Genomic DNA, 15,643 nt, shown 5'->3' on the forward strand with positions numbered 1-15,643 from the left:
GGATCGCGTGCAAAGCCGGCCGGTGGATGGTTCCGCGAAGCAGTCCGTGGCGATCATTCAGCACCCGGACGTGCGCCGCATGCTGTCGACGATGCGCGGCCTCACGGAAGCATCACGCGCGTTGGCGTATGTCGCCGCGGCTCACTGCGACATCGCGCATCGTCATCCCGACGAAGCCAAACGCGCCGAACACCAGGCGATCTACGAATACCTCGTGCCGATCGTGAAGGGCTGGAGCACGGAGCTGTCGATCGACGTGACGAGCCTTGGCGTGCAGGTGCACGGCGGCATGGGCTTCATCGAAGAAACCGGCGCCGCGCAGTACTATCGCGACGCGCGCATTCTGCCGATCTACGAGGGCACGACCGCGATCCAGGCGAATGACCTGATCGGCCGCAAGACCGTGCGCGACGGCGGCAAGGTCGCGAAGTCGCTGCTGGCCGGCGTGGCTGAAACGATCGAAGCTCTGGGCGCGCAGCAAGGCGCGGCGTTCGATTCGATGAAGAAGTATCTGGCGCAAGGCCATCAGTCGCTGAGCGCTGCTGTTGATTTCGTTGTCGCTAACACGAGGTCCGATCCGAACGCGGTGTTCGCCGGCAGCGTGCCGTATCTGAAGCTGGCGGGCATCGTGTTGGGCGGCTGGCAGATGGCGCGTGCGTTGCTTGTGGCGGCTGAAAAGCGCGCCGAAGATCCGTCGTTCTACGGCGCCAAGATCGCGACGGCTCAGTTCTATGCCGAGCACGTGCTGCCGCTGGCGTCGGCGCTGGAAGCGTCGATCGTCAGCGCGAAGGGCGGTGAGGGTGTGCTGGCTTTGTCGGAAGATCAGTTCTGATGCTTCACTTGGCTCGAGCCATGTAGCGAAAGCTCGTGCATAAAAAACGAACGGCGCCTTATGAGGCGCCGTTCGTTTTTGTCAGGCCGGACCGCTGTAACAGACCGGCGCAACCGCTCGCGAAGCGTTAAGCCAAAACGTTATGCATAAGCCGGACGATGCGCTTCGCCGGTCTCGCCGAGATAGCGATGCACCGACAGATCGTTCGACTGAATCGCCGGCTGCTTGCCCGACATCACGTCGGCCAGCAATTGGCCCGAGCCGCACGACATCGTCCAGCCCAGCGTGCCGTGACCCGTATTCAGGAACAGGTTCGGCACGGGAGTGCGGCCGACGATCGGCGTGCCGTCCGGCGTCATCGGACGCAGGCCGGTCCAGAAAGTGGCCTTCGACGTATCGCCGCCGCCCGGGAACAGATCGTTCACGCACAGTTCCAGCGTTTCGCGGCGCGCCTGGCGCAACGATTTGTCGAAGCCGACGATCTCCGCCATGCCGCCGACGCGAATCCGGTCGTCGAAGCGCGTGATCGCGATCTTGTAGGTTTCGTCGAGCACGGTCGAAATCGGCGCGGACGCTTCGTTGACGATCGGTGCGGTGATCGAATAACCCTTGAGCGGGTAGACCGGAATCTTCACGAGGCCGGACAGGAATTTCGTCGAGTACGAGCCAAGCGCCACGACGAACGAGTCGGCGCGCACCAGTTCATCGCCGCATTGCACGCCGGCGATGCGGTCGCCCGCCATGGCGAGTGCGTCGATCGGCGTGTTGTAGCGGAATTTGACGCCCAGTTGCTCGGCCAGCGCGGCAAGGCGCGTGGTGAACATCTGGCAGTCGCCGGTTTCGTCGCCCGGCAGGCGCAGACCGCCCGTCAGCTTGTGCGAGACCGCGGCGAGCGCCGGTTCGGCTTGCGCGAGCTCGGCCGGAGACAGCAGTTCATACGGCACGTTGGCTTCCTGCAGCACGGCGATATCTTTCGCGGCGCCGTCGAACTGCTGTTGCGTGCGGAATACCTGCAGCGTGCCGCCGGTGCGGCCTTCGTACTGGATGCCGGTTTCGGCGCGCAGCGCTTGCAAACAATCGCGGCTGTATTCGGCGAGGCGGACCATGCGGCCCTTGTTCACCGCATAACGCGACGACGTGCAGTTCTGCAGCATCTGCCACATCCATTGCAACTGGAATTGCGTGCCGTCGAGGCGGATTGCCAGCGGCGCATGCTTCTGGAACATCCACTTGACGGCCTTCAGCGGCACGCCCGGCGCCGCCCACGGCGACGCGTAGCCCGGCGAGATCTGGCCGGCATTGGCAAAGCTGGTTTCGAGCGCCGGACCGGCCTCGCGATCGATCACCGTGACTTCGTGACCGGCGCGTGCCAGGTAATAAGCACTCGTCACTCCGACAACGCCACTGCCCAAAACGACGACTCGCATAGCTGCTCCAGGATATTCAATAAGAGATCTGAGGGCGGCTCGCTCGTCGATTCGTTGGAATTCGTTCGATTAACGAGGTGTAACGCGGATCGCCCAGTGTTAACCGCTATACTATTAACAGTCAGGTAGGTTTTGTTATTGTATTTTCAAGATTTTCAGCAAAAACACTATGCGTACACAGCGCCAACCGGTCCGGGCCCTCGACAAACTCGACCACAAGATCCTGCGGCTCCTGCAACAGGACGGCCGGATGGCGATGAAAGACCTCGCCGAACAGGTCGGGCTGTCGGTTACGCCTTGCATCGAGCGCGTCAAGCGGATGGAGCGCGACGGCGTGATCACCGGCTATCACGCACGTGTGAACCCGGCTGAGTTGGGCGCCGCGCTGCTGGTGTTCGTCGAGATCACGCTCGATCACAAGAGCGGCAACATGTTCGACCAGTTCCGCCGCGAGGTGCAGAAGATCCCAGAGGTGCTGGAGTGCCACCTCGTGTCGGGCGATTTCGACTATCTGATCAAGGCGCGTATCGGCGAAATGGCTGACTACCGCAAACTGCTGGGGGACATCCTGCTGCAACTGCCCGGCGCGGTGCAGTCCAAGAGCTACGTGGTGATGGAAGAGATCAAGGAAACGCTGACGATTGCGGTTGGCGATTAGTTCGCGGGGAAGGTGCGTAGCTGGACTCGACAAACGGCGTAAACACTGTATATTTATACAGGTGTTTTGCGCCGTTTTGTTTTTACGTGCTCCAGCCGTGACCGATTCCGACATCCACTCCGCTAACGAATTTCCGATCGCTCCGCCTGCGCCTCGCAAGGGGCGCGGGGCGGTGACGAACCTGCAAGGCCGTTACGAAGTCGACCAGCGCGAAGTGGTGGACGACGGCTGGCTTTCGTCGCCGGAGGAAGATGGCGAGCCCAAGGTCTTACGCACGCAGGTTTTCGAAGAGCGGGCCAAGACCATTCTCACGCGCAATGCGTCGCCGGATATTCCGTTCAGCGTGTCGCTGAACCCATATCGGGGCTGCGAACATGGCTGTATCTACTGCTTTGCGCGGCCTACACATAGCTATCTGGGGCTGTCGCCCGGTCTCGACTTCGAGAGCCGCATCTACGCGAAGATCAATGCGCCGGAATTGCTCGAGCGAGAGTTGTCGAAGAAGTCCTATGTGCCCGAGCCGATTGCCCTGGGTGTCAATACCGACGCCTGGCAGCCCGCCGAGCGCGATTTGCGGCTTACGCGGCGGGTGATTGAAGTGCTCAGCGAGCGGGGCCATCCATTCGCGGCGATCACCAAATCGTCGCTGATCGAGCGCGATCTCGATCTGCTCGCGCCTATGGCCGCACGCGGGCAGTTCATGGCGGCCATCACGATCACCACGCTGGATGCAGATATCGCGCGCACGCTTGAGCCGCGTGCGGCTACGCCGTCGCGTCGATTGCGCACGATCCGTACGTTGAGCGAGGCGGGCATTCCCGTTGGCGTGAGCATCGCGCCGGTGATTCCGTTCGTCACCGAACCGGACATGGAGCGCGTGCTGGAAGCCTGTGCGGAGGCCGGCGCATGCAATGCGAGCTACATCGTGCTGCGCTTGCCGTGGGAAGTGGCGCCGCTTTTCAAGGATTGGCTCGCGGCGCATTTTCCCGATCGGGCTGACCGGGTGATGAGTCGCGTGCGCGATATGCGGGGCGGGAAGGACTACGACTCGAACTTCTCGACTCGAATGAAGGGAGAAGGATTGTGGGCGGACCTGCTGAAGCAGCGGTTCCAGAAGGCCGTGCGCCGGCTCGGGTTAAATCGGCGCGATCGCGGCATTCTGGATATGTCGCACTTTCGCCGGGTCGAGTCGGTGCGGGCTGAACCGTCGCTGCGCGACAATCCACAGTTGAGGCTTTTTTAGCGCGGCGCGCGGAAGGTCATTGCGACAGCGCTTTGGCGGCTTGGACCTGACCTTCGAAGTAAGTCTGGAACGAGATCGCGAGGCCCGTCATCAGCAGGAACGCACCGATCAGCAGTGAAAAGATCACGATGAAAATGACGGTCCAGCCAGAGCGGCTTTTGCGCTGGCTTTGCGCGTTGAACTGCGCATCCCATTTGTCATCCGGACGCAGGCCATAGACGATCGCAGCCAGAAAGGCGGAGAGCAGCGAAACGGCACCGAAAAACGCCAGCACCCAACCGAGCATCGAGGCGCGCTCGCTTGCCACCACCAGCATGGCACCCGGAATCCCGATCAGCGTGCCGAGCAGATGAGCCCAGCCGTAGATGTCGCGCATGCCATACAGATAGAACCGGTGGGCGCCGAGGCTGCCGAAGAAGAATGCCAGCGCGGCGGTAATTGTCTTGGATCTGAAATGCGAGGAAGTCGAAGCAAGAGTGGACATGTAGGCGAGAACAGAGTGACAAGCGGTCGAAAGGAGCGGGGCGCCGGTGGGCACGGACCGACGCGCATTCTACGCCACGCTGTGTAGAGGCGGTCACGTGATGGGCGAGCGCGGTGGTCGCGCAGGCGGATTGCTGGCGGCGCGAGTCATGCAGCGTAGCGCCGCTTCGGGAACGTGGGCAATGCCGGACGGCGCTGGTCACGCGCCCCCCGCGGCTACGGCTAAGGGTACGGCTACGGCTACGGCGCTGAGTAAGTCACGCGGTAGACCGCGCCGGCATAGTCGTCGCTGATCAGGAGCGAACCATCAGGCATCGGTTGCACGTCGGCTGGGCGGCCCCATACCGCTTCGCCCGGTTGGAGCCAGCCTTCGGCAAAGACTTCCTGACGCGCGTTGCTGCCGTCAGGATTGGTGATCACCCGCACGACGCGGTAACCGACCTTTTTGCTGCGATTCCACGAACCGTGTTCGGCGATAAAAATATTGTCTCGATAGGCGGCCGGAAACATCGAGCCGTTGTAAAAGCGCATGCCGAGCGAGGCAACGTGCGCACCGAGTTTGACAACCGGCGGCGTGAAGGCGCTGCACGGATGGTCTCTGCCGAACTCGGGGTCGGGCGTGTCGCCGCCATGGCAGTACGGAAAGCCGAAGTCCATGCCGACGCGCGGCGCGCGGTTGAGCTTGTCGTCCGGCACGTCGTCGCCCATCAGGTCGCGGCCGTTGTCGGTGAACCACAGCTCATGCGTCACCGGGTGCCACGCGAAGCCGACCGAGTTGCGAATGCCGCGCGCCACGACTTCATAATGGCTGCCGTCCGGGTCCATGCGGCCGATCAGGCCAAAGCGGTCGCGGTCTTTCAGGCAGACGTTGCAGGGCGCGCCCTGTGGCACGTACAGCTTGCCATCCGGCCCGAAAGCGATGAATTTCCAGCCATGATGAGTCTCCGTCGGCAGTGTGTCGGTGACGACGGCCGGCTTGGGCGGATCGTTCAGATGGGTGTCGATCGCGTCGAAGCGTAGAATTTTCGACACTGCGGACACATACAGCGCGCCATCCCGCCACGCCACGCCCGCCGGTGTCTCCAATCCGGAGGCGATCACGTGGCGAGCCGTCACGCGCCCATTCTGCAATTCCAGCGCGTAGACGTGGCCGTCGAGGCTGCCTACATAAAGAATGCCTTTCGGCGAGAGCGCCATGGCTCGCGCGCTGGGTACCGCGTCCGACAGGATCGCGATATGGAAGCCCGGAGGCAGTGTGATGCGCTCGACCGGCAGCGCGGCCAGCGCCGGCAGGGCAGTGGCGGCGAGCAACAACGTTGCGCCAGCGCGCAGGGCCTGAACGCGGATGGTGCTCGAAAAGCTGGCAAGCAGCGCAAAGCCGGCGAATGAAACGAAAAAAAACGCAGGCGTCGGCAGAAGTTTCACGGGCGCTCCGTCAGGTAATTCGGGCGTTTCGGCGTGGTCTGGGCCCCCCGCCTGTATGGCCGGCGCAACCCGGTCACTCAGTTTATCCCGGTAAGTGTTTGTTATGGCGTCGGTTTCCCGCTATAATCGCGTGTTTCAGTCGTTCCGAACCCCGGTTTTCAAGGATTCTAGTATGGTCATCATCCGCTTGGCTCGTGGCGGCTCCAAGAAGCGCCCGTTCTACAACATCGTCGCAACCGATTCGCGTAACCGTCGTGACGGCCGCTTCATCGAACGCGTTGGCTTCTACAACCCGGTCGCTACGAAGGGTGAGTCGCTGCGTATCGCTCAAGACCGCCTGACGTACTGGCAAGGCGTTGGCGCACAACTGTCGCCGACCGTCGAGCGTCTCGTGAAAGAAGCGCAAAAGGCGCAGCCGGCTGCTTAATGGTAGCTAGCATGCGTATCGTCGTCGGTTCGGCCGGCGGCTCGCGCAGCTTGCGTGAGCAGTCCGATGCGCGAGTTTTGCTGAAGCAGACGTCGAAGTTGGCAGCGAGGTTCTCTTATGTCTGGGCGTGATTCCGGTGGTTCTGATCGCGTAAAGGCAAAAGCAGCCGCCCCGCGCGCGAAGACGTCTGGTCAGGCGCCGTTCGGTGCATTCGTCCGCAAGCCGGTCGAGCGGGCCGAAGGCAACGCGAAAGCTGAAGTTGCAAGCGCCGGTTCCAACGCAGCAGGAATGCGCGCGGAAACGGCGGAAAGCTGGCCGGCCGATGCGGTCGAGGTCGGCGCGATCGTCGACGCTTACGGCCTCAAAGGCTGGGTCAAGGTAGCCGCGCACGCGGATGCCGGGCACGGCGGAGACGCGTTGCTAAGCGCGAAGCGCTGGTGGTTGCTGAAAGGCCACGAGCGCAAGTCGGCGCCGTCATTGCAGGCAAAAACGCATAGCGACAGTGTCGTTGCCCATCTGGGCGGCGTAACTGACCGCGATGTGGCACTGGCGCTGCGTGGCACACGCATTTATATCAGCCGCAGCGAATTTCCGGCACTCGAAGCCGATGAATTCTACTGGGTCGACCTGCTCGGCCTGGATGTGGTGAACGTTGCCGGGGTCAACCTCGGCAAGGTTGCAGACATGATCGACAACGGTGCGCACTCGGTGTTGCGCATCGAATACCTGGATACCGACAAAAACGGTAAGCCGGTGACCGGGGAGCGCTTGATCCCGTTCGTCGGCGTCTTTGTCAAAACGGTGGATCAGGCGGCGAAGCAGATCATCGTCGACTGGGAAGCCGATTACTAAATAACTCGCTGACTGGAGAGAGCGATGCAGTTCGATGTCGTGACGCTCTTTCCTGACATGTTTCGTGCGCTGACCGACTGGGGTATCACCAGCCGTGCGGCAAAGCAGGAGCGCTACGGGTTGCGTACGTGGAATCCACGCGATTTCACCACGGACAACTACCGCACAATCGACGATCGTCCCTACGGCGGCGGCCCCGGCATGGTCATGCTGGCCAAGCCTCTGGAAGACGCGATCGGCGCGGCGAAAGCGGCGCAGGCGGAGCAGGGCATCGGCGCGTCGCGCGTCGTGATGATGTCGCCGCAAGGCGCCACGCTGAATCACGATCGCGTTATGCAGTTCGCGGCCGAACCTGGTCTGATTCTGTTGTGCGGGCGCTATGAAGCGATCGATCAGCGTTTGCTCGACCGTGTCGTCGACGAAGAAGTCAGCCTCGGCGACTTCGTGCTGTCCGGCGGCGAATTGCCGGCGATGGCGTTGATGGATGCCGTGGTGCGTCAGTTGCCCGGCGTGCTGAATGACTCGCAATCGGCGGTGCAGGACAGTTTCGTCGACGTACTGTTGGATTGTCCGCATTACACGCGTCCGGAGGAATACAACGGCGTGCGTGTGCCTGATGTGCTGCTCGGCGGCCATCATGCGGAAATCGAAGCGTGGCGTCGGCGTGAGGCCTTGCGCAATACCTTGAACAAGCGGCCCGATCTGATCGTGAAGGCCAGAAAGAATAAGATGTTGAGCCGTGCCGACGAGGCATGGCTTACGAGTCTCGCAAAGGAAGCGTCGAAGGCGTAAAGCCTCGGTCTTTCGAGCGGACATAGGCGGCGCCGCACATGCGTGTACGGCGCCAGATGTGAACCCATCCTCTATCGGGGCCGTAGCCGCGCGCACTAGGCAAACCCTACGCGAGGCAGGTACGAACGCCGACAAGATGGACTTAGGAGTCAGTGATGAATCTGATTGCAATACTCGAGCAGGAAGAAATCGGCCGCGCCCTCGGCGAGAAGACCATCCCCGAATTCGCCCCCGGCGATACGGTGATCGTCAGCGTGAACGTGGTTGAAGGTACGCGTAAGCGTGTTCAGGCTTACGAAGGCGTCGTGATCGCCAAGCGTAACCGTGGCCTGAATTCGTCGTTCATCGTCCGCAAGATTTCGTCGGGCGAAGGCGTCGAGCGTACGTTCCAGACGTACTCGCCGCTGCTGGCAAGCATCGTCGTGAAGCGTCGTGGCGATGTGCGTCGTGCGAAGCTGTACTACCTGCGCGACCGTTCGGGCAAGTCGGCTCGGATCAAGGAAAAGCTGGTCGCAAAGAAAGACCGCGCTGCTCCGGAAGCGTAAAAGCTGTAAGAAAAAGCACCCCTCGCGGGTGCTTTTTTGTTTGCCAGGTCAAAATAGCGGAATGTCCCCTATCCGCTCATTACGAGAGACCCGTTGATCCGCCCCGCCTTTGAGCCTGAAACTCTGCCTGTCGAAGCGACGGGCGCCGATCTGCCACCGGTGGTTGCCGCGCGCCTGACGCCGGATGGTCTGCGTGCGCGTTTCGAGCAGCGTTTGAGTTGGACGCCTGAGCCGATTATCGAAGCACCGTGGCGCGATGCGCACGTCGATCCGCGCGTTGCTGCCGTGCTGGTGCCGCTGGTCGTACGCGACAACGGCCTCACCGTGCTGCTGACCCAACGTGCCGACCATCTGAACGATCACGCCGGCCAGGTGAGCTTTCCCGGCGGCCGTCACGAACCATTCGACGCAGATGCGACCGCCACGGCATTGCGCGAGGCGCAGGAAGAAGTCGGTCTCGATCCGTCGCGCGTTGAAATTCTCGGTGCGTTGCCCGACTATCTGACGGGCACCGGGTTTCGCGTGACGCCCGTGATCGGTCTCGTGCATCCGCCATTCACGTTGAAAGTGGATGCACTTGAAGTCGCCGAAGTCTTCGAAGTGCCGCTTGCTTTTCTGATGGATCCCGCGCATCACGAGGAGCGCGTGTTTCGTTACGAAGGCGGCGAGCGCCGCTTCTTCGCCATGCCCTATCCGCGGGCCGCGTCGGCTGAAGCTGAAGACCGCGAGAGCCAGGTGGGCGGCCATTATTTCATCTGGGGCGCGACGGCGGCGATGCTGCGCAACTTCTATCGCTTTCTCGCAGCGTGAGTCGCGTCGGTCTGTGCACTTGTTGGGTGTTTGTCAACGTCTGCGCTCAGTCGCATCCGACCCTGTGCTATCGTTATAAAACAATCGTAAAAACTCGAAAAGCACGGCGCACCGCATGACTTTTTTCTCCGTATTGCTGGCTCTGATCATTGAACAGGTACGCGCGCTATCGCCGAATAATCCGGTGTCCGCGCTGCTTCAATACCATGCGGAGTCGGCGGCGCACGGATTCGATGCCGGCAAACCCAAGCATGGCCTGCTCGCGTGGCTCGTGGTGGTGGTGCCTTGGACGCTGGCCGTCGCGCTCATCTACTACGTCCTTTATCACATTCACTTTGCGCTGGCTTTCCTGTGGAACGTCGCGGTGCTGTACTTCACGCTCGGCTTCCGGCAGTTCAGCCATTACTTCACCGACATCCACCTCGCGTTGAACAACGACGATGTGCCGCGCGCGCGTGAAATCCTGAATGAATGGACTGGGCTCGACACCGTCGACATGCCCGTCAGCGAGATCGTGCGTCATACGCTGATTCACGCGGTGGTCGCCTCGCATCGGCATGTGTTCGGCGTGTTTTTCTGGTTCCTGATTCCGGTCGGACCGGCTGGCGCGGTGCTGTATCGGATTGCCGAGTATCTGGCGCGCGCGTGGGCTCGGCCGGTGGACGATCGCACCGCGGCGTTTTCGAGCTTCGCGCAGCGTGCCTTCTTCGTGATCGACTGGGTGCCGGCGCGGCTTACGTCGCTGGGCTTTGCGATCGTCGGTAATTTCGAAGACGCGATTTATGCGTGGCGCAACCACGCTCGTCAGTGGCCGGACGCGAACGACGGCGTGTTGCTGGCCGCGGGCAGTGGGGCGCTGGGTGCGCGTCTGAGTGGGCCGCTCGCCGAGCCGTCGAGCCTCGACGCGCTCGCCACGGGCGACGGTGGCCCGATGCAGGTCGGCGACGACTGCACACCGCGCACGCTGCAGTCGGCGGTGGGTCTCGTGTGGCGCGCGGTGGTGCTGTGGATGATTCTGCTGTTGATGCTGACGATTGCCGTCTGGCTCGCCTGATGCAGTTCGCTTAAGTCAGCGCGCGACTAACGCAACGCAGAGAAAAGCCGGGCATTGAACCCGGCTTTTTTATTGCCCACGCCGCGGCGGCTTCGCCGCTTAGCATCTGAGTCCGAGCCACTTCACTGCCTATCAGCCGCACTCGAACCGCCGCACCGTTTGTCGCCCGCGCCCGCTCGCTTCACCGTTCACCTGCACCTCAACCGCTTCACCCATCCCGCGGATCCCGCGCCGTCCCACACTGCCAGCACACCGTGAACTGCGCCTCGAGCGTCTCCCCGCACTGGCGACATTGCCACGAAGGCGAGCCTGCCGCCGGTCCATGCGAAGCCGCATCGATCAGGCGCCGCGCCATCACTTCGTCGCGTTCATCGACGAGCCATAGCTCCGGCGCGCACTGATCCGCCGGAATATCGCCGAGCGCGCCGTTCAGATAACGGTTATGCAACTCGCAAGCGATGCCTGCCGTCTCCAGCACATTGACCCAATGCTGTCCGATGATCAGATTCGGCGCGCGCATCAATTTCATCGTGAGTCCATGGGTTGAAAGCGACGCGCGTTAGCGCACGATCTGGCTGGCTTCGTGCACCAGTTGCGCATACAGGGCATGCCGTTCGCGCCGGATGCGACCATCGGCAACCGCTTCGAGAATCGCGCAGCCCGGCTCCTGCAAATGATGGCAGTTATAGAAGCGGCAGTTCGGCAGCAACGGCCGGAACTCGGGAAACGCGCGCTCGAGCCGGCCCTCGGTCAGATGATGCAGACCGAATTCCTGGAAGCCAGGCGAATCGATCAACGCACCGCCGTCGGCACCAGGCAAAGGGTAGAGTCGCGTGAAGGTCGTGGTATGCCGCCCGCTGTTCAGCGCGGTCGAGATCTCACGTGTGGCGACTTCGGCATTCGGAATCAACAGATTCACCAACGTCGATTTGCCCATGCCGGACTGGCCGAGCAGCAGCGTCGAGTGACCTTGCAGATGCTCGATCAAAGCGGTACGCGCGGCGTCAGGCTGCATCTTGATCGACACTTCGACCACGGTGTAGCCGAGTGCGCGATACGATTCGAGCCGCTTGCGCGCGCCCTCCAGCGCGCCGCTCACGTCGATCTTGTTCAGCACGATCAACGGTTTCAGTTCGTGTGCCTCTGCGGCAACCAGCGCCCGTCCCAGCAGGTCCTCGCTGAAGTGCGGCTCGGTCGCGAGCACGACCAGCAACTGATCGAGGTTCGCGGCAAAGAGTTTCGACTTGTACTGATCCGAGCGATACAGCAGATTGCGCCGCTCGCCGATCTCGACGATCACGCCCTGATCCGCCGAAGTCGGTTCGTAAATCACGCGATCGCCGACCGCCACTTCGCTGCGCTTACCGCGCGGGAAGCACTGGAGCATCGGGCTGCCGTCTTCCGGTGCCACCATGTAGTGGCGCCCATGGGCGGCGATCACAAGCCCGCCTACGCGGGTGCTGGACGGCGCGCGCGGCGCTTTCGGGGAGCGGCCGCTCATGCGTGCCGCAGCAGACGGTCGATCCGCTGCGACGCCGGCGGATGCGAGTAATAGAACGCGGTGTAGAGCGGATCGGGCGTCAAGGTCGACGCGTTGTCCTCATACAGCTTGACGAGCGCATTGACGAGGTCTTGCGCATCGGTCTGCGTGGCGGCGAACGCGTCGGCTTCGAACTCGTGCTTGCGCGAACTGAGGCTGCCGAGCGGCGTGACGAAGAACAGGAACACCGGCAGCGCGAGGAAGAACAGCACCAGCGCGAGGCCGCTATTGCCGCCGATCAGCGACGGCCGCACGCCCAGTCCTTCATAGAACCACACGCATTGCGTCAGCCAGCCGAGCAGGGCGAGCATCACGAGGCTGATTGCGAACGTGACGACCATTCGCTTGATCACGTGACGGCGCTTGAAGTGGCCGAGTTCGTGCGCGAGCACGGCTTCGATCTCGTTGCCCGACAGGCGCGCGAGCAGCGTATCGAAGAACACGATCCGCTTGGCTGCCCCGAAGCCGGTGAAATAGGCGTTGCCGTGCGCCGAACGGCGGCTGCCGTCCATCACAAACAGGCCCTTCGCGGCGAAACCGCAGCGCTGCATCAGCGCTTCGATGCGGCTTTTCAGCGCTTCGTCCTTGAGAGGCTCGAACTTGTTGAAGAGCGGCGCGATAAACGACGGATACAGCACCAGCACGAGCATTTGGAACGCGACCCAGACGACCCACGTCCACAGCCACCACAGGCTGCCGGCCTGGTTCATCAGCCACAGCACGACGAACAGCAGCGGCAAGCCGAACGCAGCGCCGAGCAGCACGCCCTTGAGACGGTCGAGGAAGAAAATACCCTTGCTCATCCGGTTGAAGCCGAAGCGTTGCTCGACCACGAACTGCCGGTAGTACTCGAACGGTAGATCGATCACGCTGGTGATCGCGATCACCGCGGCGACCAGCGCGATCTGGCCGGCATAGCCGCGGCCGAGCCAATCGGAAATCGCCAGATCGAGCGCCTGAACGCCGCCCAGCAGCGTCAGCCCGATCAGGACGGCGGCGCCGACGACAATCTCGATCATCGTCAGCCGTGTGCGCTCGACGGTGTAGTCCGCGGCGCGCTGGTGCGCGGTGAGCGCGATGGTGCCGGCAAACTGGCTCGGCACCTGCTCGCGATGGCCGGCGACGAAGCGGATCTGCCGCGACGCGAGCCACAGTTTGGTGCCGACCATCGCCACGACGGCGACGACGAACAGAACGGTGAAGTACAAGGTAGGCATCCGGGGATTCCGTGGTATCTATGCGAGAATTATATGTTTCTTCCCGCCTGAGGGCGGGGCGATAAGCCGAAACCCGGCCGAAACCCGGCCCAAACCGGCTCAACCCGGCTCAAACCGATCTCATACGAACAATCGCCGCGGCAAGCCTGCTTCCAGCGAAGCCGTTTGCCCGGCCATCAGGGTTGCCTTCATGACTGACATCCTCGCATCCACCGAACAGCCGCCGCTCGTGCGCAGCGACATGAATCTCGTCTGGCTGGACATGGAAATGACCGGGCTCGAACCGGACACCGACCGCATCATCGAAATCGCGGTGGTGGTGACGAATTCGACGCTCGACCGGTTGGTCGAAGGGCCGGTGCTGGCGATTCATCAGAGCGACGAGACGCTCGCCAAAATGGATCAGTGGAACCAGAACACGCATGGCCGCTCGGGCCTGATCGACCGTGTGAAGGCGTCGACGGTGAGCGAAGCCGATGCCACCGAACAGATTCGCGACTTTCTTAGCGCTTATGTGCCGCCGGGCAAATCGCCGATGTGTGGCAATTCGATCTGCCAGGACCGGCGCTTCATGGCGCGCTGGATGCCGGATCTGGAGCGCTTCTTCCACTACCGCAATCTCGACGTCAGCACGCTGAAAGAACTGTGCCGCCGCTGGCAGCCGGCGATCTACAAGGGTTTCCAGAAGCGCGCCATGCATACGGCACTGGCGGACATCCATGAATCGATCGACGAGCTGAAGTATTACCGCGAGCAGTTCCTGATTCCGGCGGCCTCGCAGGTCCCGGAAGCGCCCGCTGCGGAATAACCCGTAAGCGGCCGGTTTAGTTTCAACCCTGCCGAGGCGCGCGCTGCGCGTTCTTCGGCCGGAACGCCTTCACCACGTCGGCGTTCGTCTCCACATACGGGCCGCCGATCAGGTCGATGCAATAGGGTACTGCGGCGAAAATGCCCGGCACTTTCACGGCGCCGCCCGCTTCGGCGTCGCGCAAACCTTCCAGTGTTTCCTTGATCGACTTCGGCTGGCCGGGCAGGTTGATGATCAGCGCCGCGTATTCCGTGGTTTCGCGGATCACCGCTACCTGGCGCGACAGAATCGCGGTCGGCACGAAATTCAGGCTGATTTGCCGCATCTGCTCGCCGAAGCCCGGCATTTCCTTCGTCGCTACCGCGAGAGTCGCTTCCGGCGTCACGTCACGGCGCGACGGGCCGGTGCCGCCGGTGGTCAGCACCAGATCACAGCCGACTTCGTCGACCAGTTCGATCAGCGTCGCGGAAATGGTGGGCGCTTCGTCCTGAATCAGGCGCGTGACCACCTGAAACGGCGACGTCAAGGCGGCGCCGAGCCATTCCTGCAGCGCGGGAATGCCTTTGTCCTCATACACGCCGGTGGATGCACGGTCGCTGATCGACACGAGGCCGATCACGATTTCATCCGGATGCTGACGTGTCACCTTACGCGTCGCGGTCGTCATCGTCGTCTTCCAGAGCGTCTTGCGCATCGGAATCAGTGCCGGCGGACGGACCGTCGGCATTTTTGATCCACTGGAACAGCTCGCGGAAGTAGCGTGGCGGCTTGCTTTGCTGCGCTTCCTTGCGGGCGTTGCGGATTAGCGTGCGGCCCTGCTGTGGATCGGCGTTCGGGTGCTGGCGGATGAAGTCGGTCAGCGCGGCGTCGTCGGCGAGCAGTTTCTCGCGGGTGCGCTCGATCCAGTGCAGCTTGGCCGTTTCCGCCTTGTTGACGCCGTTATAGGTGTCGAGCGCGGTGCGCAGGGCGGCGGTTTCCTCGTCCAGCAGCGAGCGCATGACGCGCCCGACGTACTGCACCTGGCGGCGCTTGCCTTCGTGATCGGTGATGCGGCGCGCTTCGCGCACGGCGTCGTCGAGCTTTTCGGGCATCGGCATGCGCTTGAGCGCGTCTTTGGGCAGGGCGATCAGCGCCGAGCCCAGTTCCTGCAGCTCGTGCATTTCGCGCTTGAGCTGGGACTTGCTGGGACGGTCGTAGCCGTTCTCGTCGACTTCCGGCTCGGCGGATTCGATGGGTTGAATGCGGGTTTTGCGTGTCATACCGATATTGTAGCGTGCCGCGCACCCTGAACCGGCCGTGCTGCTGTGCACAAGGCTTCGCGCACGGGTTTTTGCAAGCGCAGCTAGCACGACAAGTCGACAAAGCTGGAACAATTCCGCGACAACGCAGGCACAACGCAGGCACAACGCAGGCACAACGCAGGCACAACGCAGGCACAACGCCGGGACAACGTCGGGACCAAGCCGGGACTAAGCCGGGACAACGCCGAGGCAAAGCCACAGACCACGCCGTGCAGGGACAACGCCACGG

General features: G+C 62.5%; 18 protein-coding genes. 10 read left to right on the forward strand and 8 right to left on the reverse strand.

All coding sequences use genetic code 11. The features are described from left to right. On the forward strand, positions 1–832 hold an 832-nt coding region (locus HHL24_RS11745), incomplete at its 5' end, for an acyl-CoA dehydrogenase (RefSeq protein WP_169485651.1). 140 nt (positions 833–972) lie between these two features. On the opposite strand, the gene HHL24_RS11750 is transcribed toward HHL24_RS11745, so the two are convergent. Continuing rightward, positions 973–2,259, reverse strand: coding sequence for a D-amino acid dehydrogenase (locus HHL24_RS11750; RefSeq protein ID WP_169485652.1), 1,287 nt, complete (start codon positions 2,257–2,259; stop codon positions 973–975). A gap of 169 nt (positions 2,260–2,428) precedes the next feature. On the opposite strand from HHL24_RS11750, the gene HHL24_RS11755 reads away from it, so the two are divergent. Together HHL24_RS11755 and HHL24_RS11760 are read left to right on the forward strand one after the other, a co-directional pair. Then, positions 2,429–2,917, forward strand: a complete 489-nt coding sequence (locus tag HHL24_RS11755) for an Lrp/AsnC ligand binding domain-containing protein (protein WP_007180908.1) — start codon at positions 2,429–2,431, stop codon at positions 2,915–2,917. Positions 2,918–3,014: 97 nt separating this feature from the next. Next, positions 3,015–4,160, forward strand: coding sequence for a PA0069 family radical SAM protein (locus HHL24_RS11760; RefSeq protein ID WP_169485653.1), 1,146 nt, complete (start codon positions 3,015–3,017; stop codon positions 4,158–4,160). Between the two features lie 16 nt (positions 4,161–4,176). Here HHL24_RS11760 and HHL24_RS11765 read toward each other — a convergent pair whose 3' ends face one another. Both HHL24_RS11765 and HHL24_RS11770 read right to left on the reverse strand, forming a co-directional pair. Continuing rightward, on the reverse strand, positions 4,177–4,644 hold the full coding sequence (locus HHL24_RS11765) for an NINE protein (RefSeq protein WP_169485654.1): 468 nt from the start codon (positions 4,642–4,644) through the stop codon (positions 4,177–4,179). Between the two features lie 239 nt (positions 4,645–4,883). After that, positions 4,884–6,014: a PQQ-dependent sugar dehydrogenase gene (locus HHL24_RS11770; RefSeq protein ID WP_407947497.1), complete on the reverse strand. Its 1,131-nt coding sequence runs from the start codon at positions 6,012–6,014 to the stop codon at positions 4,884–4,886. Between the two features lie 226 nt (positions 6,015–6,240). On the opposite strand from HHL24_RS11770, the gene rpsP reads away from it, so the two are divergent. From rpsP to HHL24_RS11800, 6 genes are all read left to right on the forward strand, one after another. Further along, entirely contained in the window at positions 6,241–6,495 is a 255-nt protein-coding gene (gene rpsP, locus HHL24_RS11775) for a 30S ribosomal protein S16 (protein WP_006050280.1), read from the forward strand. 117 nt (positions 6,496–6,612) lie between these two features. Continuing rightward, positions 6,613–7,347 carry a ribosome maturation factor RimM gene (gene rimM, locus HHL24_RS11780; RefSeq protein WP_169485656.1) on the forward strand — a complete coding sequence of 245 codons (735 nt, stop codon included), beginning with the start codon at positions 6,613–6,615 and terminating at the stop codon, positions 7,345–7,347. Between the two features lie 24 nt (positions 7,348–7,371). Then, the gene (gene trmD, locus HHL24_RS11785) at positions 7,372–8,139 is read left to right on the forward strand and encodes a tRNA (guanosine(37)-N1)-methyltransferase TrmD (RefSeq protein ID WP_169485657.1); all 768 of its coding nucleotides are present in this window, start codon (positions 7,372–7,374) and stop codon (positions 8,137–8,139) included. A gap of 155 nt (positions 8,140–8,294) precedes the next feature. After that, complete coding sequence (gene rplS, locus HHL24_RS11790) at positions 8,295–8,684, forward strand: 50S ribosomal protein L19 (RefSeq protein WP_012433948.1); 390 nt, start codon at positions 8,295–8,297, stop codon at positions 8,682–8,684. A gap of 93 nt (positions 8,685–8,777) precedes the next feature. Next, on the forward strand, positions 8,778–9,494 hold the full coding sequence (locus tag HHL24_RS11795) for a CoA pyrophosphatase (RefSeq protein ID WP_169485658.1): 717 nt from the start codon (positions 8,778–8,780) through the stop codon (positions 9,492–9,494). Positions 9,495–9,609: 115 nt separating this feature from the next. Next, entirely contained in the window at positions 9,610–10,548 is a 939-nt protein-coding gene (locus tag HHL24_RS11800) for a CobD/CbiB family protein (RefSeq protein ID WP_169485659.1), read from the forward strand. Between the two features lie 208 nt (positions 10,549–10,756). Here HHL24_RS11800 and HHL24_RS11805 read toward each other — a convergent pair whose 3' ends face one another. The 3 genes from HHL24_RS11805 to HHL24_RS11815 are packed head-to-tail and all read right to left on the reverse strand — an operon-like array spanning position 10,757 to position 13,305. Next, entirely contained in the window at positions 10,757–11,077 is a 321-nt protein-coding gene (locus tag HHL24_RS11805; protein ID WP_169485660.1) for a putative signal transducing protein, read from the reverse strand. A 30-nt stretch (positions 11,078–11,107) separates the two neighbouring features. Beyond that, a complete protein-coding gene (gene rsgA / locus HHL24_RS11810; protein WP_169485661.1) occupies positions 11,108–12,049 on the reverse strand; it encodes a ribosome small subunit-dependent GTPase A in 942 nt (313 codons plus the stop codon). Continuing rightward, positions 12,046–13,305, reverse strand: coding sequence for a M48 family metallopeptidase (locus HHL24_RS11815; RefSeq protein ID WP_169485662.1), 1,260 nt, complete (start codon positions 13,303–13,305; stop codon positions 12,046–12,048). Before HHL24_RS11815 ends, rsgA begins: the two co-directional genes overlap by 4 nt. Positions 13,306–13,495: 190 nt before the next feature. On the opposite strand from HHL24_RS11815, the gene orn reads away from it, so the two are divergent. Further along, a complete protein-coding gene (gene orn / locus HHL24_RS11820; RefSeq protein ID WP_169485663.1) occupies positions 13,496–14,113 on the forward strand; it encodes an oligoribonuclease in 618 nt (205 codons plus the stop codon). Positions 14,114–14,135: 22 nt separating this feature from the next. On the opposite strand, the gene mog is transcribed toward orn, so the two are convergent. Together mog and yjgA are read right to left on the reverse strand one after the other, a co-directional pair. Then, positions 14,136–14,780 (reverse strand): molybdopterin adenylyltransferase, encoded by a 645-nt coding sequence (mog, locus tag HHL24_RS11825; RefSeq protein ID WP_169485664.1) that lies wholly within the window; start codon positions 14,778–14,780, stop codon positions 14,136–14,138. Then, entirely contained in the window at positions 14,761–15,372 is a 612-nt protein-coding gene (yjgA, locus tag HHL24_RS11830) for a ribosome biogenesis factor YjgA (protein ID WP_169485665.1), read from the reverse strand. The genes mog and yjgA overlap by 20 nt, the downstream gene beginning before the upstream one ends. Positions 15,373–15,643 lie beyond the last annotated feature (271 nt).

The sequence above is a fragment of the Paraburkholderia polaris genome, from assembly GCF_012927345.1.
GTDB classification, from domain to species: Bacteria; Pseudomonadota; Gammaproteobacteria; order Burkholderiales; family Burkholderiaceae; genus Paraburkholderia; species Paraburkholderia polaris.